Source organism: Tumebacillus lipolyticus, assembly GCF_042682745.1.
Taxonomy (GTDB): domain Bacteria; phylum Bacillota; class Bacilli; order Tumebacillales; family Tumebacillaceae; genus Tumebacillus_A; species Tumebacillus_A lipolyticus.
In genome coordinates, this window is sequence record NZ_JBHUIO010000002.1 from 580,778 (window position 1) to 603,142 (window position 22,365).

The following is a 22,365-nucleotide window of genomic DNA, read 5'->3' on the forward strand; positions in this document are numbered from 1 at the left end:
TTGATCATCATGGAGGCGATCCAGTGGCACAAGAGCTGTTATCCACCGAACATTTGATGATGATCACCACCGGCTTCGTCGTCGGCACGCTCGCCCGCCTGATGACCTTGCGAGAAGACTATCGCCAATATCCGAGCTATCCGAACGGCTACATCATCCATGTGGTCACCGGAGCGGTCGCAGCTGCGATCGGTGCGGTGGCGATTCCCTCCTTGCTGACGAAAAACTTTGTCGGCGTCTCCTTTTTGGCACTGGCGATCCAGCAGTTTCGCGACGTGCGGAAAATGGAGAAGAGCTCGTTGCACGACTTGGAGCAGACAGAGTTTACCGCCCGCGGCACCGCCTATATCGACGGCATCGCCAAAACGTTTGAGGCGCGCAACTACCTGTCGTTGATCTGCGCATTCCTCACCGTGCTGACGATGACGCTGATTCCTGGCAACCGGCCCCTGCTCGACATCGCCTGCGGTGCGGCTGTCGGCACCCTCGCCGCATGGCTCCTCTGGAACTATACAAAAGGGCGAACGCTCGGCGAGATCGCCGACATTCGTCTCGCCCAGATCTCCTTCGATGCGGACATGCTCTGCGTCGACGACATCATCGTTAAAAATGTTGGACTGCCCGATGCCCAAGCGCGCTACCTGGAAGAAGGGATGGCGGTGATGATCACACCGCGCGATGCGGACGCACAGATCGCGCTGGCCAACTATGGTCAGCGCCAAGCGATCATCCATGAAGCGGCGCGCACCCTCGGGCTGAAGCGCTACATCTGCATGCGCAGGGACTTCGACAATGGGCGCATCTGTTTTGCGATGATCCCGATTCACCGCGATGCTCGCACACTGCTCAAGCTTGTGGCGGAAGTGCCGCTGCTCGAATCGACCAAAAAGAGCGCTCGAATGCGCGACCCAGAGCTCGTTGCTGACCGAAAAGGAGAATGAGAGATGGCGAATCGTTCCCGCAACATCATCGCTGTGATCGCAACCGATAAAAAGCATCTGGCTGGGGGCAAAGCACAAACATTTCTCGCCGATTCGACCGAGCAGTGTCAAAAGCTGGCTCAAGAGATCGCCCTCGCCGTGCAAGGAGAGGTCGCCTCGCTGTCGATCGGCGTATACATGGTTCTCGATACCTGACTTCCTTCCAATCGAGAAGAACCTGTGCGCTCATCCGCTCCTTTCAGCGAAACGAACGTCATCGAAACGAACAGCACAGGCGAAACAAAAAAACGCCCCCTGTAGCGGGGGCGCTTCACTCTCGATCAGCATGGAGCTGGATGAAATGGTTGAACGTGATCGACTAGGTCCACTGCACGTTGGAGCCGCCAGAAAGCAGATCGCCCTGATCGTTCACCGCCCAGTTCGATTTGCGTTCGCGTCCGATCGTCGTCGACGGGCCATGCCCTGGATAGACGATCGTCTCTTCTGGAAGAGTGTACAGCTGTTCGCGAATGCTTTTGATCAGCAGCGCTGTATCACCGCCGGGAAGGTCGGTGCGGCCGATGCCATTGTTGAACAGCGTGTCCCCTGCGATCACGAAACCTGCGCCGACAAAGACCACATGCCCGGGCGAATGCCCCGGCGTGAAGCGAACTTCCAGTCGGTGCTCGCCAAGCGCGATCAGATCTCCATGTTGCAAGATCACATCCGCCCCTGGGCCATCGATCGGGTCGATATATTCCGGATAGCGGGCAGAACCGTTCAGCTCCGGGTCGACCAGCCAGTCTTTTTCCACCTCATGAATCATCACTTTCGCTTGTGGAGCCGCTTGCTTCACTTCGCGCAGACCTGCGATGTGATCCAGATGCGCATGCGTGATGATGATGCTGACCACATCGAGCCCCTGAATGGCTTCGATCACCTCATCCGGGTCCTGTCCGGGGTCGACGATCACCGCTTGGTTCGTCGCCTCATCGACGAGCACGTAGCAGTTCTCTTGGAAGATCCCCAGCGCATGCAACTGTATTTTGATACTCATCTACAATCCCTCCTGTTGAAAGCCAATCCTCACTCTGTTATACCATAAGTAAAATCAAAAGGACATCTCCTACAATGGGAGACGCCCTTACTTCGTAAGTTTAGAATGATTTATTAAAGTTAGAGATTCCAAACATCATATAGATCGGCAACCGGAATTCCTAGCGCGTTCGCAATATTCGACAATTTAGTCGCGTTCGCACCGCGATTTCCAGATTCGATCGCATAGATATAAGATTGTGAAACTCCAGCGCGATCGGCTAGCTCTTTTACTGATAACCCTGTCTGTTTCCTGATTTTCTTCAGCTGCATCCCAATGGTCAAATCGCTCATGATTATCTGACTCCCCATCTTTTCATTATTGTTCCCCCACACCACAACTAAAGAATAACGATTTGATATTTACTTATTTTATAACATAATTTTTCGACAAAAAACCACAATTGCTTTAATTAAAGTTTCAACGACATTTTTCGACAAAATACTACTTTAAGAAGCTTTACTCTATGGTCTTTCAAGCCCCCATTTGATAAAATATAGATCATGTATTTTCAATATTTGGAGGTTGGAGATGAATCAGGCTTGGAAGAATAAAAGATCCATTCAGATTGGACAAAATATTCGAGAACGGAGAAAAGCTCTCGGTCTGACCCAAGCTCATCTAGCAAAAGGTCTTTTTTCTGTACAAGCGATCTCCTTGATCGAGCGTGGCAAATTAAATGTTTCAGCGGAGACGCTTGAAGTGTTTGCCGAACGCTTGAACTGCCCCGTACAAGAATTGCTTCAGATGAACGAACTTCGCGAGGATTGGTTGGAGGATCTGCTCAAAACGGCGCTTCGCCATCAGGAATCCAATCGATTGAACGAAGCGATGGAAGTTTTACATACCCTATATGCGGAAGCGTTGGTCAAGAACAACACGCGCTATCTGCAGGAAAGCTCCTACCTGTTATGCACGCTCTACCATGCGGTCTCCAAGTACAGCACCTCGACCGACTGGGGACAGGAAGCGCTGCGCCTGCTCGACCCTGAGCCTCACTTAGACCGCGTGATCAATACGTATATCACCGTCAGCCGAAACTATTACATGGTCGGAAACATGTGGGAAGCTTTCGACCTGCTGCGCAAGGCAGAACAGCTGGTGACAACCCCGACTGCGACAAAAGAAGCGGGCAACCTCTATTTCGGCATGGCCTTGATCAAACAGATGCTGCAAAACTGGGAAGGCTGCATTTGGTACTCGGAGCAGGCGCTGCAACAGTTCGAACATCGCGACGAGATCATCAAGATCGGGCGCACGCTGATGATGATGGGAACCGCCTATAAAAATCAGGGGCGCATCACCCAGGCAAGACAACAGATCGAGCGATCGATCCGCATTTTGAGCCAGACGAACGATCTGCGCTCACTCGCACGCTCCTATCACAACCTCGGGGAAGTCGAGTTGAAGATCAGTTCCTTTGATAAAGCGCGCAAACACTTTCTTCGCGCGCTCAAGCTCAAGCGTCAGTCTGGTGACAAGGCGAGCATCTTGAACACCCTTCATGCGCTGGCAAAAGTTGAAATACACTATGGTGAATTTGAAAAGGCGAGACGCATTCTTCAAGAGTGCCTCACCAGAGCAGAACAGATGAACAACCCCTTGCAACTGGCGATCACAAAGCGTCATTTTGGCGACCTGGCCCTGCAGCAGAACCAAGAAGAGGTGTTCATTCATTTTTACAAGCAAGCGATCGAGTCGTTCGAAAAACTGAAATTTTCGACCGAGCTTGCCGAGGCGGCAGAAAAGCTTGGCGATCATTATATTCAAAAAGGGAGGGATCGACAGGCTATCCACTATGTTCGTCTAGCAAACCAGCACTATCGAAGACTGCTAAAAAAATCGTAGAGGAGCCAACGTGGATGAAAAAGATCGTCCTTGCATTGCTGTTGCTGGCCCTATTCATTGTGAGTGCAATCTTCTTGCAAAACGAACTGCTCGCAGATGACCCACCGATTTGGGAATCCTGCACGCTCGACCCGGTCACAGGCATTCTGATCTGTCCAAGTTCCACTCCCTAAAGGAAGCAAAAATGGAGACCCCGATCGGGGTCTCCATCTCTGTTTGAGCGATGTCAGGTGAGCGCAACCAGCGTGCGCACACGATTTTCGAATGTGCAGATGTTCGTGTAGCCCGCCTCACGAATGTAAGCGATCGCCGTGTCATAATCGGCGCCAACATCTTCTGGGCGATGTGCGTCAGAAGAGAGCGCGATCGGCACCTGGGCTTGAAAGCATGCCCGCAAAAAGTCTGGAGCGGGGTACATTTTCTGAACAGGCTTGCGCAAGCCGGCGGTCGAAACTTCGATGCACTGGTCGTTCTTTTTGAAATGAGCGGCCAAGCGCGCATACCAGCTCAGCAAAAACTCCCGATCGTCCGGCTCATGCCCAAACACTTTGATCACGTCCGGATGACCGACGATCTGGAACAGGCGAGAGTCTGCCAGGTTGATCAAGATCTGAAAATATTCCTCGTAGATCTCCGATACGATCCGCTCCTCCCAACGTGTGCGGTATTCGAGCAGGTCGAAGCCGAAATCCCCTAACCAATGCACCGAACCGATCACATAATCGAAAGGATAGCTGGCCAGAAAATGACGCATGTCTTCATCCCGTCCAGGCACATAGTCGAGCTCGATGCCGAACTTCACCTTGTGCCCAGCCTTCCGCGCGTCCATCACCATCTGCATGTATTCATCCAGATCTTCGGTGCGCTTCTTGCTCGTCCACTCATTGTCAAAAAGCGCCTGAGTCTGCTTGAACCGGTACCCGTGCTCCGAGATCCCCAGCTCCTCTACACCGCGCATTCGGGCGGTTTCGATAAAGCGCTCCAGCCACTCTACCGTATAGGGGCCGCGCTCGGTGTGAACATGATAGTCTGTTCTCATCCCTGCCCACCTCTTTTCTGATCGATGAGTCCTATTCTAGCAGGACACTCTGCCAAAATCCATTAGAGCACCCATATTTCCGTTTGAATCCGTATAGTCAAGGATGGAAGGTTGATCTTCCTCTGTTTCAAACCGACTGATTCCGTTTGGATTCCGTATAATCCGTTTGCACACACAAGACCCTGTTCGGATGAGCGGGGTCTTGTGTGCTGCTTTTAATAGAAAGCGACAGAAATATCCAGTTCATTGAGCCAGGTATTTTCTGTCCGCTGAAGGAATTATTCATCTTTCATTCTCTACGAAAAATAGAAAGAGAGTCCATTCTTTCTGCTATTTTTTCAAACATAAAATAAACATTGAATTTTCATAAAATTCATTATATTATAATTATATAAAAAGGAGGATTGATATTATGAAAAAGAAAATCATCCTTACTGCTTTGCTTGGTGCTTCCCTGTTATTGACTACTTCTTCCGCGCAAGCAGCTCCGTCATACAATTGTGAAGGCGGATGTGGCACTGGTGGAGGTGGTGGTGGTGGCGGCGGGACAATCCCCCCATCAAACGCTTATATATAGTATAGAAAAATCCCCGCTCAAACGAACGGGGATTTTTCTATGCTGACTTTCTTGTTGGAACCGCATCATCCATGAAGGGTTCGATAGGATTCTGGTTGCAAACCAGTGTCATACGGCTGTTTGAATCAGATGGATTGACCTTCCATGCAGTCGGGCCAACTCCTACGTCCTCCGCTCTGATCGGCAGAGGTGGTTTGAGATCACCGTTTAGTGTGTTCGGATCACTTGGAACAATCTCGACCGCCATGTAGGGTCGCCTAGTACCACATCGCCGATCAGAGGATCGGTAGGGTCGCCAGCCAATGCTAACGGACCTGGCGGTACCTGCTCACAAGTGATGCCATTCGGAACGCCAGGTTTGACCTTATCTAAGTGCTTCATTGGACCTGACGGCAACACCTCTCCTACGATGTACGGGATCGGTGGCGCATAAAAGTGTCGATAGCCCTCACGAGAACTAAAAACCATTTTTTATCATACAGAGCGTGCGCCTTGAACCAAGCTTTTTAGTCAAGCATAGAATGCAAGACAATGATCGAAATGGAGGGAAAGAAAAATGGATGGTTGCTTCGGTCATTTCACCCGTTGGGCAGTTGTATTTCTGATCATCTTTGTTCTGTTTATCTTGTTGATCCCCAACTGCTACCCTGTTCAAACGACCAGCATTCAATGCTACTAAAAACATCTGATAAACGGATGTGAAGCGAGGGGTCTTTAAGATGTATGGAACTTTTGGTTCCCTAACCCGATGGGCAGTAGTGTTTCTGATCATTTTCGTTCTATTCCTTCTGCTCGTGCCAGGCACAGGAGTCCATGGCACCTATTAGATTTCTTACCCCATCCTTTTAAGGAGGTGAAAGATTTGGCTGTAAGTCCTCAATACGCACGTTCTCTTGTAGGCCAGTGGGTAGATTGCCAAACCCCCAGTGGAATGCGTACAGGAATCCTAAGGGAGGTGCGTCCTGACGGTATTGTGCTGGATATGCAAGGAGGAAACACTGCTGGCTATGCAGATGGTCAAAAGGAATTGGAAGTTGAATATGCTGATCAAGGAGCTGAGTCGCAACAGGAGAATGTGTTTTTCCGACCCTTTTTCAACCCATTCTTCTTCATCCCGTTTTTCCTGCTCCTTGCAATAAGGCGGCGCAGATTCTTCATATAAGACTTCCCAAAACGGTGGCCAATTTTGACTGCCGTTTTTTCTTCTATTTTAAGGTTTCGCCAGATTCTTTTTTGAACTATCAAAAAGGCAGAGCAATTCGCTCTGCCTTACAATTCTCTGCCTGCGTGACCGTCTACACCGTAGTATGATTCCGACAAACATCGAACCCCCTACTACGGTTCTTCTCCTCAGCTCAACTCATGTCTTAATAAGCGCCGCCATCGTGACCTGGAATGAGCAAGATGAACAGTACAAAGATGATCAGAAAAACAACAGCCCATCGGGTAAACCCACCGAATTGTCCGTACACGTCATTTCCCTCCTTTATTGTTCCTCCAACAAATTATGCTGAATCTCTTCTTCTTGGAAAGGCTTGTGTGCTTAGCAACTCAAATCCATAAAAAAAGGGCCTCATTTCCGAGGAACTTAGGTTTTACCATCTTTTAAGCCATTCTTCGTTTGTGTGATCAAACACAAAAAAGCCCCGCCAGAAGGCGAGGCATCCTACAATTACCACAAGAAAAGAACTACTCGATCATCATCTCCATCGGCGAGGATGCATTCGCATAGCGCTTTTTCGGGATGCGCCCAGCCACATACCCTTTTCGACCCGCTTGAATCGCCAGCTTCATCGCTTCTGCCATCAGCACCGGATCTTTCGCGCCTGCCACAGCTGTGTTCAACAACACGCCGTCCGCGCCCAGCTCCATCGCTACAGCCACATCGGCAGGCGAACCGACACCAGCGTCGATGATCACCGGGACTTTGCCTTCGCACTCCTCAATGATAAAGGACAGGTAATGCGGATTGAGCAGGCCGAGACCGGAACCGATCGGAGAGGCTCCCGGCATGATCGCATGCGCACCCGCCTCAATCAGATGGCGCGCCAGCATCGGGTCATCAGACGTGTAGGGCAGGACGATAAATCCTTCCTTGACCAACATCTCGGTCGCTTTCAGCGTGCCGATCGGGTCGGGCAACAGCGTGCGCATGTCGCCGATGACCTCCACTTTGATCATGTCACACAGGCCGGACGCTTTGGCCAGTCGGGCGATGCGCACCGCTTCTTCTGCCGTCTGCGCACCCGCAGTGTTCGGCAGCAACGTATATTTTTTCAAATCGAGACGCTCAAGAAAGTTCGGGTTGTCCGGATTGTCGATGTTCAAGCGACGAATCGCAAAAGTCAGGATCTCCGTCTCCGACGCATCGACCGCCTGCTGTTGGATGTCAAGGTCGGGGAACTTGCCCGTGCCAAGCAAAAGTCGTGATTGGAACTGATAGGAGCCGATTTTCAAAATGTCTGCCATCGTTCTCGCACCTCTCTCTTCGTAGTATCCTCTAGAAGCCACCGCCGACAAAATGAACGATCTCAATCTTGTCGCCAGCCTGTACTCGCGTCCCCGCATAAAGATCGCGGGGCACGATGTTCAGATTGTGTTCGATGATGATGATTCGCTCGTTTAAACCGAAGTGGCTGACCACATCGGCGAGCGTTTGCACGCCTTCGAGTACCCGTTCTTGTCCGTTGATCAGCAAGTTCATCCCTGTGCCCCCCTCTCGTGATCGACGAGTTGACGCATTCTCCTCGCCGTCGCTTCCACATCGCTGCTGGCGATGATCGCCGACACGACCGCAACGCTCGACGCACCACTTCGAATGATCTCCGCCACGTCATCCTCTTTGATGCCGCCGATCGCGACGATCGGAAGCGAGACGTGCTCCCGCACCTTTTTGACTCCTGCGGGCCCGACGACCGGTTCGGTGTCCAACTTGGTCATCGTCTTCCGCATCGGACCAAGCCCGATATAATCCGCCCCGAGTCGTTCCGCCTCCATCGCCTCCTGCACATTGTGCGTGGAAAGCCCGACGATCTTTCCTGGCCCCAAGATGTCGCGTGCAGCCTGAATCGGCAGGTCGCTCTGTCCGAGGTGTACACCGTCCGCATCGACTGCGCGCGCCACATCGATGCGATCGTTGACGATAAAAGTGACGTGAAGCTCCCGCGTGATGTGACGAATCAGTCTCCCCGCTTCGAGCAACTCGCGACCGGTAAAGTCTTTTTCCCGCAGTTGCACACAATCCACACCGCCAGAGATCGCGGCGCGAATCACACTTTCCAGCGAACGGCCGTTGAGAAATTGATGACCAGTGACCAGATATAATCTCGAATCCATCGTTCCACCTCAACCTCTGAGCTTGAAATAAAAAAACCGCCTCTGAACGCACAGAGACGGCTCCATCACACTCGTAGATTTGCGTGTTGGCCATCCCGCTTCCCTACGCTGGCATTACCCAGTCGATTCAGGTTCCAAGGGTTGAAGGGCACAAAGCCTTCTCTCAGCCTCCTCCATTCCGGAAGCACCCCTAGGGGATTACACGCTTCTCATGATACCATCGGTTCCCTGCCCTGACAAGGCTTTCACCGATTAGACTTTTCATTCGATAAGATTGGGAGCGCTGTCAAACTAAACCCGATCACCTGATCGGCAAACAGGGTGAGCTGTGACAGCTGCTGTTCACGATCATAGCTATACACCACAACATCCCGCAGCGAGAGGATCGGCGCAGAGTCGATCAGTTGCAGACTCTGCTCCTCCTGCTCCCAAAGGGCGAGCAGATCACTGCGCATGTGAGTAACCATCGATGCTACATCTGGAGAAAGATCGCCATTTGCCTGCTTCCTATAGCTCTCGGCGTAAGATGGCCGAATCTCGCACAATGTGCCTTCAAGCTGCCCGCCAGCGGTCAACAGCATCACTCGCGGCTCGCTTCCTTCCAGCTCGAAGCGCTTGATCAGCTTCGCAAGCGCAGCCAGCGTTAGCCATTTCATGGAAACGCGACCTCGCATCGCGTTCGGAATCGTCGGTCCCTCTGGAGTCGACCCCTGATCGTTTCCTCGTTTTTGCTCCTGATCGTTCGTCATTTGCGCCTCCATCCTGTACGCCTTCACAAGATAGCATGCCCAAATCAGGACAGATCAGTGCGCGATCACAGCTACAGTCGTCAGATCGACCTTGATCGGCTTTTGGTAAGCGCCAAGAAACATCATGCCGATCACACCGATACAGCAAAGAATAAGTGCAGTTCGCTTCATAGGATACACCCCCACCATTACATTGTACTGAAGGTGCTCTTTTTGTCTAGTGCGCCTTGACAGATTCCCGCTGGACGATCAAACGATGTCGTTTTTCTCCTCCTCGCTTGTCGAACTTCTGATCGATCGGGCGACATGTTCCAACAAAATTACACAATATTTTGAATTGTTTCACGTGAAAACAAAGTTTAGCAGATGTATTTTACACCATATCTACCTTTGCTTGTCCGATAGATTCCCACATAGGAGGGACTTTTGTACCCGTTGGCCCACCAGTCCTCACGAAAGCGAGCGGCCAGACACCCCGCTTGAAATTTGCTGTCGAATAGTTTGCCATAATACACCCATGACATGTTGTGCGATCTCCTTCCACCGTGGTTTCGCTTTTACAGCATTCCCCTCCCCCGCTATAAATTTTCACGAGAGCCGCATTTTCTTTCTGTGCAGACTAAACGAAAAGGAGGGTGACAATCATGCGCGTAAAATCCCTAGCAGCCGGATGGCTTGCCCTGCTGCTCGCATTCAGTTTGGTCGGATGCGGCAAGCAAGGGGCGCTCCCAGAGCGAGGCGTCGGCGAAGCTCCGACTCGATCAACACCTGCCGAAAAAACGCCCAACCGTCAACAGGTCAATGAAACGCGGTCGCCAAATTACCAAGTTCGAGCGCCACAGATCAATGTAGCAGGAGGTCAAGGACAGCAGACTGCAGAACAGCAAGCGAAGGTCATCGCCGAAACTGTAACCCGCATTCAAGGTGTGGAACGAGCTTCCGTCTTGGTGGCTGGCAAGACCGCCTTGGTCGGCATCGACCTAAAATCGAACATCACCGGCTCGATGATCGATTCGATCAAGTTTTCGGTCAAAGAGGCGGTCGAGCGCAGCGGCAACGGATACCGAGCGGTGGTCTCGGCAGACCTCGACACCGTCACTCGCGCCCGCGCCTTGATTCGCGATGTGCAAAGCGGGAAGCCGGTCGAAGGAATTTCCAACGAGATTGCAGACATCGTCTCTCGATTGATCCCCGAAATGTAAAAAAGTGGTGTTCCGAGTTTGCTGTCGGAACACCACTTTTTATTTTTCGATCGCCTCGCGGGGCAACAGCACATTAAATGTGGTTCCCTGTCCAGGCTCACTTTCAACCACAATATCTCCATGATGGCTTTGGACGATGTTGCGGGTGATCGAAAGTCCAAGTCCTGTGCCACCTTTGCTGCGAGTGCGCGCCTTGTCCACTTTGTAAAATCGATCCCACACATAGTGGAGATCCTCAGGCGGTATTCCTTCACCTGTGTCGCGCACGCCGATCTGTACCACCGAATCTTCACGCGTCAGCAGCACGGTGATCGTGCCGCCTTGCGGTGTATGGCGAAACGCATTGTCCAGCAGGTTGGTAAACACCTGCTCCAGCCGGTCGCTGTCGCCCAGAACCACCACCGGTTGTCCAGTTTCCGCTCCTGTCAACTGCAGGGTGACATGTCGCTCGTGCGCAATGGTTGTAAACTTGCGAACCACGCGGCGAAGCAGGTGGTTCATGTCCACTTGCTCCACGTTCATCTGAAACTGGCCTGCTTCCAGCTGAGCCAGATCGAGCAGATCGTTGACCAGACGGCGCATGCGATGCGTCTCATCGAGAATGATGTTGGTCAGCTCTTCCCGCTGGACCGGATCATCGCCAAATTCGTCGAGCAGCGCTTCCGAATAGCCTTGCATCATCGCCAGCGGCGTGCGCAGCTCATGAGATACGTTGGCGATAAAATCTTTGCGCATCTTGTCCAACATCCGCTCATCTGTGATGTCGCGCAGCACCGCCACGACGCCGCGCAACGTATCGCCGTCCTTCTCATAAAGCGGCGCCATCGTGATGATGAGGATGCGCCCTTGCCAATTCAGCTCATCCACCACGGTCTGTCCGCTCTTCATCACCTGCTTCTCGAAAGCGAGCAGATCGATCGGCAGTTGCTTATCGGAAGGATTCCCGATCTCCGCGAGCTGCTGGGCGCGAATGAACCTACGTGCAGGCGGGTTGGCGAGCGTGATCGCCCCGTTAAGGTCGGCAGAGATCACCCCATCTGTCATCGAGGTGATGATCGAGGCCAACTGCTCTTTTTCCCGCTCCAGGTCGTCGATGTTTTCCTCCAACTTGTGGGCGAGCGTGTTGATCGTCAGGCCGAGCTGCCCGACTTCATCCCCGGTCACCACCTGCACTTTGCCACTAAAGTCGCCCTGCATCATTCGCTCCGCCACCTTGTTCATCTGCACGATCGGAATCGAAAGGTTGCGCGAGACGACAAAAGCAAGCCCGGTCGCCAAGACGATGCCGAGCCCCGCTGAGAAAAAGAGCAGATCCTGCACGCGCTCCATCGCTGTCGATGCGGAGATCGGTTGAACGACATAGAGCAGACCGTTGATCTGCCCCTGGCTCACCAGCGGCTGAAGCACCCAGAAGTTGAGCTCCTTCTTGCTCTCATCCGCATTCCAGCTCGGCTCATACCCTCGTTCGATCACCGCATTCCCATTGCGAAGCGCCTTTAACTTCTCAAGCGACAGTTTGGCGATCAGTTGGTCGCTCTGCGGTGGCTGAATCAGATTGACCACCGCATTTTCTTCCAGTGCGAGCTCCTGCAGGATGATCAGTGCCACATCCTGACGGTAGTTGACGATCACATCTGCCATATGATTGGTTCGCATCTGAAGTCGATCCTGTTCCGCCTGATAGAAGTAGGAGTCGAACAGCTGTTCCAAAAAGATTGAGAGCAGCAGCAGGACGACGGTGAACAGCCCGATGATCGTCAGCCAGAGCTTGCCGGTGACGCTGTTCCGAATCACTCAGCCACCTCAAACTTGTACCCGACTCCCCAGACGGTCACGATCATCGAAGCCGCGACTTCGGACGCTTTGCCGAGCTTTTCGCGCAGGCGCTTGATGTGCGTATCGACGGTGCGCTGATCTCCGTAAAACTGATAGTTCCACACATCGCGCAGCAGCTCCTCACGAGAAAAAACCTTCTCCGGGCGCTGGGCCAGATAGCAGAGCAGCTCATATTCCTTCGGCGTCAAGGACACCTCTTCCCCATCGCACAGCACGCGCCGCGCATCCATGTTGATCGTCAGGCTCTTGAAGGTCAACACAGAGGAGACGGAGGCGGGAGCTTCTTTGTCAGTCGCAACCATCGCCCGTTTGAGCAGCGATTTTACGCGCATCACCAGCTCGCGAGGCGAGAACGGCTTGACCACATAGTCGTCCGCCCCCAGCTCGAAGCCGTGGATGCGGTTCATTTCGTCACCAGCTGCGGTGAGCATGATGATCGGCACCTCGTTGTTCTGCTGACGAAGCGCTGCGCACACATCGCGGCCATCCATGCTCGGAAGCATCAGGTCGAGGATGATCAAGTCATAGTGGTTTTCCAACGCCTTGTCCAACGCCACCTGACCATCCTCCGCCTCTTCTACATCGAACGCGTTACGCTCCAGATACATCCGCACCAGACGGCGGATGCGCTCCTCATCGTCAACGACTAAAATCTTCGGATTTTTCGTTTGCTCCATCTGTTTCACTCTCCCCGAATATAACGACAAGCCACCGCTCCTACTTGGTGACTTGTCTGTCTTTGTTCGATTATGCGTAGGCGTGCAAGCCTGAGATGAGCAAGTTGACCCCGACCAGCAGGAACAGGATGACGACAAAACCGGCGACTGCCATCCACGCGGTGCGCACACCTTCCCAGCCTTGTCGCAATCGCAGATGCAGGTAGGCTGTGTAGTACAGCCAGGTGATCAATGCCCATGTCTCTTTCGGGTCCCAGCTCCAGTAGGAGCCCCACGCCTCTTGCGCCCAGATCATCGCAAAGACGAGCGCACCGAGGGTGAAGACCGGGTAGCCGATCGCGACAGCTCGGTACGAGAGCTCATCGAGCATCTCCTCATCGAGTCCGCGCACCCAGCGCGAGATGACGGCGACGAGCGGCTTTCTGGCGATCAGTCTCAAGATTCCGTACAGGACCAGCGAGCCGAGCACCGTCCAGATGATCGTGTTGAACTGAATGGCAGAGTCGGTTCCCTGCATCCAGCCTGGCGCGTTAAACAGCGGCAAGGACACGCCGAGCAACGTGGTCAGCGAGCCGAGGTCGGTGCCGGATGGCCCCGCGATCGGCGGCATCTTGTACAGCTGTGCCGCCCCTTCGGCCGTCTGCGCGATCACTTCGTAACCGCCGATGCGGAAGCTGAGCGAAATCGCGATAAACGAAACGAGCGCTGTGAAAAGATAGACGATAAACTCCAAAAACTTTGCCGAGCGCGGCTGTTTGGCCAGATCTGTCACGACGAGCAGATACATCAGGCCTGCCGCAAAGGAGATGGTCAATATCCCTTCGCCGAGCGCTGCCGTCGTCACATGGATGCTGAGCCAGTACGATTGCAAGGCTGGAATCAGCGGTTTGACCTCGCGCGGGAATACGGACGCATACGTCAAAATGGTCAGACCGACCGGCACGACAAAGGCACCGAGGCCGGGAACTTTATAAAAGAAGTTGATCACTACGAACGCTAACATGATTGTGAACGCCCAGAAGCTCATATACTCGAACATGTTGGATACGGGTGTAAACCCAGCACCAACCCCGCGGGTGATCATCGCCGCGATGTGCATCAGCACGCCGGAGATGGAAAAGATGTACCCCCACTTCGTCCAGATGTTTGCCTTCCCGGCTGCGATCTTCATCTTGCGCCCGGTCACACCGAGAACATAAAGGATCGTAGAGATAAAATAGCAGACGAGCGTCGCACCAAAAAAGATGCTTGAGGCTGTCATCATTTTTCAGTTCCCTCCTTCCCATGAGGAGCATCAGATTGTGGTGTATCCTGTTGTTTTGCTTGCTGTGCCGCCTTTTTTTTCGCCTTCGGTTTGAAGGTGACCGGGTCGATCCCAACCGTTGCGATCAGCTTGTTAAACTCTTTGTTCAGGCCGATCCAGTTCTTGTTGGTGTTGGCCCCGATGTGCAGCTCCCCATCCTCTAGTCTAGCCCAAATGCGGCGATGTTGGTAGTAGAAGCAGAGCACCAGCCCCCAGAGAACCACCGCGCATCCCGCATAGACCACCGGGATTCCGAGATCTTTTTGCAGATGCAGACCGGTCATGTTAAACAGTTCGACCTGCACCAGTTTCAGTTTGAACTGATACTCTTTCCCCAGCATCTCTTCGACAAACGGCGCGAGCGGCATCATCCACTGCGTTTGCCCTTCCATGCCCGGCTTGGAGATCGAGAGTTGAAGCCCTGGGTTGTACGGATCGCGGGAGTTGGTGTAGACGCCTCCCTTTTCTGGCTCCACCTTGATGTCCGGATAGTAGTTGATCATGGTCAGCGTATATTCGCCCACCTGATAGGAAGGTTGCGGATCATCGAAGTTGATGTCAAAAGTACCATACGACTTCCCGCTCGCCTTGTCGGTCAGCTCCACTTTCCCACGTTTGAACATCGGGTTGGGATCATATGAGTTCTGGAAGATCAGGGTATTGTTAAATTTGAGCGGTTCGTTGACGATCAGATGCTTCGTGGCCTTTTCTTCATCCCCGACATAGACGGCCACATCTGTCTCATACTTTTTGACTCGCGTCTGTGCATCATCATAAAACTCCAACGTAAACCCGTTGTTTTGCAGGCCGAAGCCGACATCCTCGATATACTGACGCTCGCCCTGTTTCAGCCAGACCATCCCCGAATAGTACGCGCCGGGGATCAGCCGAACGAAGACGCCGGCGATGATGATCAGCAGACCGATGTGGATGATGTACGCGCCAAATCGTGGCAAACGCCCCTTTTCGGCGAGCAGAGCGTTCCCCTCGCGGCGAACTTTGTAGCGCTTCTTTTTGAACGCTTCAGCGAGCTGGTCGATGCGCGACTGATCAGCCTCCGATTGGTTGGCATAGAGACGATCGCCGCGGATGGCGATCACCTTGCGCGCGATCGGCTGATTTTTCAGCGATTTGTAGAGCGGAATCACGCGCTCGATCGAGCAGATGATCAGCGAGATCGCAAGCAGGAGGACGAGCGCGAGGAACCACCAAGAGTTGTACATGTCGGACAGCCCTAAGCGGTAGTAGAGGTCGCCCATCTTGCCATAAGTATCCGCATAGTAAAACTGCGGGTTCGGACTTGGAATCGCGTTCTCCTGCGGATAGATCGTACCGATGATCGATGTAACCGCCAGCAGAATGATGATGACGATCGCGACTTTTACGGAAGCAAAGAAATCCCAGATGTGGTCAAACAGGCTCTTTTGCTTCTTCTTCTGAGTTTCTGCTTGCACTTGCTTCATCTCCCAGCTTCAAGTAGCGGCTTCACGATGCCCTCGATGTAGGAAAAGGACATCGGCGTCTCCGCTTTGTTGCGCAGGATCCCATCGCGGTCGACGAAAAAGGTGGTGGGAATCGGTCGAACCCGATACAGGTCGGTGCCCACCTTTCCATCTGTATCCAACAGAATGGGGAAGGTCAAACCGTACGTATCGGCAAATCCTTGGATCGGAACCTGCTTCTCTTTCAGGTTGAGGCCAAGCACGACCAGCCCTTGATCCTGATAGGTCTTGTAGGCTTGTTCGATCGCAGGCATCTCCTGACGGCAGGGTTCACACCAAGAAGCCCACACGTTGACCATGACCACTTTCCCCCGATAGTCTGACAGCGAGACCTCTTTGCCGTCCAGCGTTTTCAGAGTGAAATCGGGCGCTGTATTGCCCAGCTCTAAGGATACCACGTTATCCTTTTGGTTGAAGTTGATCACGGCAGCCATGATACCCAGCGCCGCGATGAGCAGGACCAAGATGGTGATGATCTTGGTTCGGTTCAGTTGGTTCGACATTCTCTACACCCCAATATCAGTGAAAGACTTCATTGATGAACATCCACAGCTTATTATACAGGAATGCATTGAAACACAGCTGCACAGATCATGACAACTTTATGAAATAAAGAAGCCTGTCCCATTCAGGAAAGGCCTCCAGCGCAACATCATTCTATCAAGATCCGGTCACCCAAGACCGGGATTGTCTCACCTCGCGGAATTGGCCCTCATAGCCGTCGAGCGGCAGACCGCCTTCAAGTGCGCGCGAATAGTCGCTGATCACCTGCACCGCTCGTCGATCGACCGTGATGTAAACCTGGGCGATCGATCTGTCCATCTGACGAATTTTGGCTGAGATCGCAGCTGGCAGATCGGACGGTAGCTCCTCCACCCCCGAGCTGGTCACACCCACATAAACACTTTTGTCGGCCACGATCACCGCCGCGCTTTTCACCGCTGAAAGCGATGCTAACTCATTGGCCATCCCGTGTGCCGAATAGGGCTTGCGGGAGCTTGTGCGCACCGCAGAATTGCGCGGATCGGCGCTCAGCTGTCGATCTTCGGCAGGCGGTCTGTAGCCGCTGTACGAACGCACGCCTTGGTCTGCGCGCGTCTCGTTCGTTTCGCGAGCCGGTTGTCTGGTGTAGTCGGCCGACCGATTGCAGCCGAAGAGCGCGGTACAAAGCGAGAGTGCGATGAGCGATGTGGTCGCATATTTCGCGTATCGATTCATAGGGAGCCTCCTCATAAGCAGATTCACTGCTCATAGGTTGCCCGCTGTTTACCGTTTGATTCCAGCGACTGCGAAGAGACGCTCCACTTCGAGCGGCGTGAGGTTGCGCATCTCGCCGTAGCGCAGCCTGCCCAGCTTGAGGAACGCCACCTGCATGCGGTGCAGCGATTTGACCGGATGGCCGATCGCCTCCAACATGCGGCGGACCTGACGATTGCGCCCTTCATGAATCGTGACCTCGATCAGCGACTCGTCCGCTCCTCTCTCCATGATCCGCACCTTTGCCGGCGCAGTCTGACCGTCTTCCAGCTCCACTCCGCTTGCGAGCTGCTTGGCTCGCTCACCGCTGACGACGCCTTTTACCCAAGCTCTGTAAGTCTTCTCGATCTCATGGCGCGGATGCATCATCGCGTTGGCCAGATCGCCATCGTTGGTCATCAACAGCAATCCTGACGTATCCAAGTCGAGACGACCGACCGGGTAGATGCGCTCTTTGGCGCCGACGATGTCGACAACCGTCTTGCGCCCCTGCGGATCGGAGGCGGTGGAGACGACGCCGATCGGCTTGTTCAGCATGATGTAGATCTTCTCTTCCGCTCCGATCGGCACTCCGTTCACCTCGATGCGATCTCGCGTCGGATCGACCTTGGTGCCGAGCTCCGTCACGACGACTCCGTTCACTTTTACCTGCCCTGCTGTGATGATCTCCTCACATTTGCGCCTGGACGCAACCCCAGCTTGAGCCAACACTTTTTGCAAGCGCTCCATTTGATCCATTCTCCGTCACTCTCCCACACGTTCTTCCTTTGCTCACTCATTCTAAAGAACTTGCAGGGCAAAATCAAATCCCCCGCATCGGGGTCAATGCGGGGGGCGGTCGATCCTTATCTTCAGTTCGTGCCACGGAAATTCTTCTCCTGGACACTGATCACCATGCGCGATCAGACGCTCCGGATCAAATTTAAATGCGGACGCCAGCCGCAACACCAGTTTGACGAGAACAAACATCTGCTCTCGCACAAGACCTGTGTTTGTGACCGGAACAGAAAAATCCCCTTCCACACAAACATGAATGTGCTCATCATCTAAAAAATCTTGAGACGTCACCACCGTCCCGTCTTTGCACACGTAAAAATCAAACCCGGCCCGAGTCCGTGCGGGACATGCAGAATCGTGCAACACTACGCCTGCAAATTCTCCCATTCGAAGCATCCCGCCCTTCTGGATTCGCATCCAACCGCATCTGGTAGTAACAGCATCATATGCAAAGGGGGGTTGCCAAAGTGAACGACATTCCGCTGGAATGCTCTAGTGAAAGAGGAGACGCACGACGGCGAGCGACGCGATGACAGAGGCCAGATCGGCGAGCAGTCCAACTTTCACCGCATACCGTGCGTTGCGGATGCCAACAGCCCCGAAATAGACGGTCAGCACGTACAGTGTGGTGTCAGATGCGCCCTGCATCGTGGAGGCGAGCTTGCCCAGAAAGGAGTCGGGGCCATGCGCTTGAAAGATATCGGTCATGATCGCCATCGAGCCAGACCCGGAGATGGAGCGCAGCAGTGCCATCGGCAAGAACTCTGGGGGCACGCCGAGGGGGACGAGCAGCGGATTGAGCCCTGCGATCAGAAGTTCTAACGCGCCCGATTCGCGGAAAACGCTGACAGCGACGAGCATGCCGACCAGATGCGGCATCAGCTTGATCACCGTCGGCAGTCCGCCTTTTGCCCCGTCGATAAATGTCTCATAGACGGGAACTTTCCGAAAAAAATAGGCATAGGTCGGGATGAACGCGATCAGGACGGGCAGCGTCCAGGCGGCGATGATCTGCACGAGGCCCATCATCGCCCGCCACCCCATCTCTTGCGCTCGCGCTCCCGATAAAAGCGGTCGAGGATCACGGCGGTCGTCGTCGCCAACAGCGTGGCGAGCAGCGTGCTGACCACCACCTCTGTCGGTTGGGCCGATCCGTATTGCATGCGAAGTCCGATCACCGTCGCTGGGATGATCGTAAGCCCTGACGTGTTGATCGCCAGCAGCGTGCACATCGCGTCTGTCGCCCGCTCCTTGTCAGGGTTGAGCTCTTGCAGTTCACGCATCGCCTTCAGGCCGAGCGGTGTGGCCGCATTGCCCAGCCCGAGCATGTTGGCGCTCATGTTCGCCACGATCGACCCCATCGCCGGATGGTCCTTCGGCACAGACGGATACAGAAAGCGAGCGAGCGGATAGAGCACTTTTGCAAACGATTGCACCAGTCCGGCCACCTCTGCAATCTTCATCAAACCGAGCCAAAACACCATGATCGACAGCAGGCCGAAACAGACGACAACCCCCTGCTTCGCACCGCTGAGCACCGCGTTGGTCACCAGATCCATCCGCCCGTTCAGAGCGGCGACGATCACGCCGATGACAATCATAAACACCCAGATCGCATTGATCATCCCGTCACCGTCCTTTCTGTCAGCGGTTGATCATGTTGGAAAACAGATTTTTCAGCTTCGACCAGAACGACTCTTTTTCCACATCGTGCCCGACGATGATCGGCACTTGCCCGACCAGCCGATCTTCAAAATATACTTTTAATTCCCCTACCTTCTGGCCGGCAGCAAGCGGAGCTTGCAACGTCTCTTCCATCTCGATCTTCTGCGTCACCTTTTCCTGCTCATCTTCGCGCACCGGATAGTTGAACTGGTGACCGACGATCACATCGACATCCTTTTTCACCCCGTCCTCCACAGGCACCGTTCGCAGCACAGAATTCTCTTTGGCGATCGGCAGAAATTGATACTTTTGAAACCCGTAGTTGAGCAGCCTCGCATGATCATCCCAATCGCTCGACGCTTTCAGTGTGAGCACCGCGATCTGCCGTCCATCTTTGGTTGCGGAGGAGGCGAGGCATCGTCCCGCCGCTTTGGTGTAGCCGGTCTTCACGCCGTCTGCTCCCTCATAGCGAACGAGCATCTTGTTTTTGTTATACATCTTGCGATCCCACGACTCTCCTTGCATCGGAATCGACTTGACCTTCGTTTGGACGATCTCGGCAAACACCGGATTGCGCAGCGCATACGCGGTGATGCGCGCCATATCATGTGCGGTCGAATAATGTGCTTCCTGATCCAAGCCGTGCGGATTGGCAAAATGGGTGCCGAGCAGGCCGAGCTCTTTCGCTTTTTGATTCATCATCTCCACAAATTTCTGCTCCGTTTTGCCCACATGCTCGGCAACTGCTGTCGCCGCATCATTTCCTGAGCGCAACATCACCGCGTAGAGCAGGTCGATCAGCTTCTGTTTTTCGCCGACTTTCAGATAGATCGAAGATCCTTCTTTTCCCGATGCGCGGTTTGATACTGTGACCGTGCTGTTCAGATCTACGCCCGACTCAATCGCCACAATGGTGGTGATAATCTTCGTCAGCGAGGCGATCAACATCTTCTCATCGCCATTCTTCTCATAGAGCACCCGCCCTGTCTGCACATCGATCACAGCTGCAGAAGTGGCGCTGATCTCAACTTCGCTCGCAAACAGGTTGTCAGGAGCGACCGTCGTTTCCAGAATTGCGTTGCCCTTCGGATCATGATTGGCAGACACAGGCGACACAGTTAGCAGCAGCACGGCGAACGCAGCAATGGCCACGAGCGATTTTCGTTTCATCTCGGGTCCTTCACTCCTCACGCGTAGGTTCTGTCTGTCCTATGTATATGCACAAGCTGTAGGCTTATCCCACCTTAGCGCGCCGAGTTGACCGAACAGAAAAAGACGCCCCGCCACGGGACGTCTTGCCGATTTTCTTCCGCTCTAACAATCGATCTGTGCAGCTTTTCCATTCTGGCTTTGCGACTTTCGCATGCCACCGTTGCCGTTCTGCCCTTGCTCATCGCCTTGTCCGCTCTTGTTCTGCTTGATCATCGCACTGATCTTGTCATACATCTGCGGGGCAAGATCGATCAGCTTTTCATACAGTTGATTCGGCCCTTCGGTCGAAAGCATTTTCACTTGACCATTGCCGACGACCAAAAAACCGATCGGCGTAATCGATACACCGCCACCAGCACCACCGCCAAAAGGAAGTTCCACATCTGCCTGTCCTGAGTTGCCGTTGCTGTTTCCCTTCCCGCCCATGTTCGAGTCAAATTCAGAACCACCTGCCGCAAATCCAAAGCCCACTTTTGAAATCGGCAAGATGACACTGCCGTCCGGCGTTTCAACCGGATCACCGACGATCGTGTTGACGTCGACCATCTCTTTGATGTTTTCCATGGCCGTCTGCATCAAGCCTTGGATCGGATGTTCCGCCATTTTGCACCCTCCCTCAACCATAAAAAGGCCAATGTAAGTCCTGCAAGTATAGCTTTGCCCGGCAAAAATCGGATTATGCAGACAAGATCGGTGCGAAATCCTTTCGCCTGAAAGTTTGGTTGCACCGTATAGCGAAGCGAAGACTCGACGGTGAACTGGCGGTAAAGTATGCTCGCAAGGCTTCCTTTTACCGCCCAAGCCATCCCGGTGATCGATCCGGTCTGTGCTGCATCACCTGTGCCAAAAGCGGTACGCCAGCGGAGTGACTCAATATGAAACGATTTGGTAAATCGACGCAACGCTCGCTTGTACTTGCCGATCCGCGCCCTGAGCTCATCGACCTGTCGCTGAAACTGCTGAATCTTTTCCACCGTGATCGTGACCCATCCTCCCGCGTGAGGATTGTCCCCCGCTGTCAGCTTCCGCTTAAACCCGATCTGCATGCGCTGCTCAAGCAGTGCGACAGTCGGCACTTCATAGCCGAGCCGGATCAGCCCGAACAAAGCGCGCACGCCAACATGCAGCCGATCATTCCGACCTTCTCGCCTATATTGAACTTCGATCGTCACCGGTAGTACCATCGCGAACAACAGAAAAACTGCCAGCGCCAACAGCACAATCCAATACCAGGCGAACATCTTGTGCAGAAGTAGAAAAAGCGTGGCAAACACGATCGCAAGCGCCAACAGGAGTCCCCAAAGCCATTTCATTCGGTCCTCCTCCACATCTTCCAGATTCTCGTCTAGGATACCCGTTTTATTCCTGA

Annotated in this window: 27 protein-coding genes and 1 riboswitch; of the genes, 7 read left to right on the top strand and 20 right to left on the bottom strand. The window is 53.5% G+C overall.

The window, feature by feature from the left end; all coding sequences use genetic code 11:
• The first annotated feature begins 23 nt into the window (after nt 1-23).
• Together ACFSOY_RS02120 and ACFSOY_RS02125 are read left to right on the top strand one after the other, a co-directional pair.
• Nucleotides 24-941 (top strand): YIEGIA domain-containing protein, encoded by a 918-nt coding sequence (locus ACFSOY_RS02120; protein ID WP_386043867.1) that lies wholly within the window; start codon nt 24-26, stop codon nt 939-941.
• Nucleotides 942-944: 3 nt separating this feature from the next.
• A complete protein-coding gene (locus tag ACFSOY_RS02125; protein ID WP_386043869.1) occupies nt 945-1,136 on the top strand; it encodes a capping complex subunit for YIEGIA in 192 nt (63 codons plus the stop codon).
• Nucleotides 1,137-1,299: 163 nt separating this feature from the next.
• Here ACFSOY_RS02125 and ACFSOY_RS02130 read toward each other — a convergent pair whose 3' ends face one another.
• Entirely contained in the window at nt 1,300-1,977 is a 678-nt protein-coding gene (locus ACFSOY_RS02130) for an MBL fold metallo-hydrolase (protein WP_386043871.1), read from the bottom strand.
• 119 nt (nt 1,978-2,096) lie between these two features.
• The gene (locus ACFSOY_RS02135; RefSeq protein ID WP_386043873.1) at nt 2,097-2,309 is read right to left on the bottom strand and encodes a helix-turn-helix domain-containing protein; all 213 of its coding nucleotides are present in this window, start codon (nt 2,307-2,309) and stop codon (nt 2,097-2,099) included.
• Between the two features lie 238 nt (nt 2,310-2,547).
• Here ACFSOY_RS02135 and ACFSOY_RS02140 point away from each other — a divergent pair, with 238 nt between their 5' ends.
• Together ACFSOY_RS02140 and ACFSOY_RS02145 are read left to right on the top strand one after the other, a co-directional pair.
• Nucleotides 2,548-3,864 carry a tetratricopeptide repeat protein gene (locus ACFSOY_RS02140; RefSeq protein ID WP_386043875.1) on the top strand — a complete coding sequence of 439 codons (1,317 nt, stop codon included), beginning with the start codon at nt 2,548-2,550 and terminating at the stop codon, nt 3,862-3,864.
• A gap of 14 nt (nt 3,865-3,878) precedes the next feature.
• Nucleotides 3,879-4,037, top strand: a complete 159-nt coding sequence (locus ACFSOY_RS02145; protein ID WP_386043877.1) for a hypothetical protein — start codon at nt 3,879-3,881, stop codon at nt 4,035-4,037.
• A 53-nt stretch (nt 4,038-4,090) separates the two neighbouring features.
• Here the strand turns inward: ACFSOY_RS02145 and ACFSOY_RS02150 are convergent, their stop codons facing one another.
• Nucleotides 4,091-4,903: a histidinol-phosphatase HisJ family protein gene (locus ACFSOY_RS02150; RefSeq protein WP_386043879.1), complete on the bottom strand. Its 813-nt coding sequence runs from the start codon at nt 4,901-4,903 to the stop codon at nt 4,091-4,093.
• Nucleotides 4,904-5,315: 412 nt separating this feature from the next.
• On the opposite strand from ACFSOY_RS02150, the gene ACFSOY_RS02155 reads away from it, so the two are divergent.
• Together ACFSOY_RS02155 and ACFSOY_RS02160 are read left to right on the top strand one after the other, a co-directional pair.
• Nucleotides 5,316-5,480: a hypothetical protein gene (locus tag ACFSOY_RS02155; protein ID WP_386043880.1), complete on the top strand. Its 165-nt coding sequence runs from the start codon at nt 5,316-5,318 to the stop codon at nt 5,478-5,480.
• A gap of 862 nt (nt 5,481-6,342) precedes the next feature.
• The gene (locus tag ACFSOY_RS02160) at nt 6,343-6,642 is read left to right on the top strand and encodes a DUF2642 domain-containing protein (RefSeq protein WP_386043882.1); all 300 of its coding nucleotides are present in this window, start codon (nt 6,343-6,345) and stop codon (nt 6,640-6,642) included.
• A gap of 527 nt (nt 6,643-7,169) precedes the next feature.
• On the opposite strand, the gene ACFSOY_RS02165 is transcribed toward ACFSOY_RS02160, so the two are convergent.
• The 4 genes from ACFSOY_RS02165 to ACFSOY_RS02180 all read right to left on the bottom strand — a co-directional run bounded on the left by ACFSOY_RS02165 (nt 7,170) and on the right by ACFSOY_RS02180 (nt 9,565).
• Nucleotides 7,170-7,949 (bottom strand): thiazole synthase, encoded by a 780-nt coding sequence (locus tag ACFSOY_RS02165; protein ID WP_386043884.1) that lies wholly within the window; start codon nt 7,947-7,949, stop codon nt 7,170-7,172.
• Between the two features lie 31 nt (nt 7,950-7,980).
• Nucleotides 7,981-8,184 (bottom strand): sulfur carrier protein ThiS, encoded by a 204-nt coding sequence (gene thiS, locus ACFSOY_RS02170; protein WP_386043886.1) that lies wholly within the window; start codon nt 8,182-8,184, stop codon nt 7,981-7,983.
• Nucleotides 8,181-8,816: a thiamine phosphate synthase gene (gene thiE, locus ACFSOY_RS02175; protein ID WP_386043887.1), complete on the bottom strand. Its 636-nt coding sequence runs from the start codon at nt 8,814-8,816 to the stop codon at nt 8,181-8,183. The genes thiS and thiE overlap by 4 nt, the downstream gene beginning before the upstream one ends.
• Nucleotides 8,817-8,899: 83 nt before the next feature.
• A riboswitch (TPP riboswitch) is annotated at nt 8,900-9,018 on the bottom strand.
• A 43-nt stretch (nt 9,019-9,061) separates the two neighbouring features.
• Nucleotides 9,062-9,565 carry a hypothetical protein gene (locus ACFSOY_RS02180; RefSeq protein ID WP_386043888.1) on the bottom strand — a complete coding sequence of 168 codons (504 nt, stop codon included), beginning with the start codon at nt 9,563-9,565 and terminating at the stop codon, nt 9,062-9,064.
• 644 nt (nt 9,566-10,209) lie between these two features.
• On the opposite strand from ACFSOY_RS02180, the gene ACFSOY_RS02185 reads away from it, so the two are divergent.
• The gene (locus tag ACFSOY_RS02185) at nt 10,210-10,767 is read left to right on the top strand and encodes a YhcN/YlaJ family sporulation lipoprotein (RefSeq protein WP_386043889.1); all 558 of its coding nucleotides are present in this window, start codon (nt 10,210-10,212) and stop codon (nt 10,765-10,767) included.
• Nucleotides 10,768-10,806: 39 nt separating this feature from the next.
• Here the strand turns inward: ACFSOY_RS02185 and ACFSOY_RS02190 are convergent, their stop codons facing one another.
• The 13 genes from ACFSOY_RS02190 to ACFSOY_RS02250 all read right to left on the bottom strand — a co-directional run bounded on the left by ACFSOY_RS02190 (nt 10,807) and on the right by ACFSOY_RS02250 (nt 22,309).
• Nucleotides 10,807-12,561: an ATP-binding protein gene (locus tag ACFSOY_RS02190; RefSeq protein WP_386043890.1), complete on the bottom strand. Its 1,755-nt coding sequence runs from the start codon at nt 12,559-12,561 to the stop codon at nt 10,807-10,809.
• Nucleotides 12,558-13,280: a response regulator transcription factor gene (locus ACFSOY_RS02195; protein WP_386043891.1), complete on the bottom strand. Its 723-nt coding sequence runs from the start codon at nt 13,278-13,280 to the stop codon at nt 12,558-12,560. The genes ACFSOY_RS02190 and ACFSOY_RS02195 overlap by 4 nt, the downstream gene beginning before the upstream one ends.
• Nucleotides 13,281-13,350: 70 nt before the next feature.
• Nucleotides 13,351-14,544 carry a c-type cytochrome biogenesis protein CcsB gene (gene ccsB / locus ACFSOY_RS02200; RefSeq protein WP_386043892.1) on the bottom strand — a complete coding sequence of 398 codons (1,194 nt, stop codon included), beginning with the start codon at nt 14,542-14,544 and terminating at the stop codon, nt 13,351-13,353.
• Nucleotides 14,541-16,037: a cytochrome c biogenesis protein ResB gene (gene resB / locus ACFSOY_RS02205; RefSeq protein ID WP_386043893.1), complete on the bottom strand. Its 1,497-nt coding sequence runs from the start codon at nt 16,035-16,037 to the stop codon at nt 14,541-14,543. The genes ccsB and resB overlap by 4 nt, the downstream gene beginning before the upstream one ends.
• A 5-nt stretch (nt 16,038-16,042) precedes the next feature.
• On the bottom strand, nt 16,043-16,588 hold the full coding sequence (locus tag ACFSOY_RS02210) for a redoxin domain-containing protein (RefSeq protein ID WP_386043894.1): 546 nt from the start codon (nt 16,586-16,588) through the stop codon (nt 16,043-16,045).
• Between the two features lie 157 nt (nt 16,589-16,745).
• On the bottom strand, nt 16,746-17,303 hold the full coding sequence (locus ACFSOY_RS02215; RefSeq protein ID WP_386043895.1) for a YhcN/YlaJ family sporulation lipoprotein: 558 nt from the start codon (nt 17,301-17,303) through the stop codon (nt 16,746-16,748).
• Nucleotides 17,304-17,351: 48 nt separating this feature from the next.
• Nucleotides 17,352-18,071, bottom strand: coding sequence for a pseudouridine synthase (locus tag ACFSOY_RS02220; RefSeq protein WP_386044457.1), 720 nt, complete (start codon nt 18,069-18,071; stop codon nt 17,352-17,354).
• 93 nt (nt 18,072-18,164) lie between these two features.
• The gene (locus ACFSOY_RS02225) at nt 18,165-18,506 is read right to left on the bottom strand and encodes a peptidoglycan recognition protein family protein (RefSeq protein WP_386043896.1); all 342 of its coding nucleotides are present in this window, start codon (nt 18,504-18,506) and stop codon (nt 18,165-18,167) included.
• A 105-nt stretch (nt 18,507-18,611) separates the two neighbouring features.
• Entirely contained in the window at nt 18,612-19,148 is a 537-nt protein-coding gene (locus ACFSOY_RS02230) for a spore maturation protein (protein WP_386043897.1), read from the bottom strand.
• Nucleotides 19,145-19,744 (bottom strand): nucleoside recognition domain-containing protein, encoded by a 600-nt coding sequence (locus ACFSOY_RS02235; RefSeq protein WP_386043898.1) that lies wholly within the window; start codon nt 19,742-19,744, stop codon nt 19,145-19,147. The genes ACFSOY_RS02230 and ACFSOY_RS02235 overlap by 4 nt, the downstream gene beginning before the upstream one ends.
• Before the next feature lie 19 nt (nt 19,745-19,763).
• On the bottom strand, nt 19,764-20,954 hold the full coding sequence (locus ACFSOY_RS02240) for a D-alanyl-D-alanine carboxypeptidase family protein (protein WP_386043899.1): 1,191 nt from the start codon (nt 20,952-20,954) through the stop codon (nt 19,764-19,766).
• Between the two features lie 144 nt (nt 20,955-21,098).
• Nucleotides 21,099-21,599 carry a GerW family sporulation protein gene (gene ytfJ, locus ACFSOY_RS02245; RefSeq protein WP_386043900.1) on the bottom strand — a complete coding sequence of 167 codons (501 nt, stop codon included), beginning with the start codon at nt 21,597-21,599 and terminating at the stop codon, nt 21,099-21,101.
• The gene (locus ACFSOY_RS02250) at nt 21,572-22,309 is read right to left on the bottom strand and encodes a DUF2953 domain-containing protein (RefSeq protein WP_386043901.1); all 738 of its coding nucleotides are present in this window, start codon (nt 22,307-22,309) and stop codon (nt 21,572-21,574) included. The genes ytfJ and ACFSOY_RS02250 overlap by 28 nt, the downstream gene beginning before the upstream one ends.
• Between the last annotated feature and the right edge of the window lie 56 nt (nt 22,310-22,365).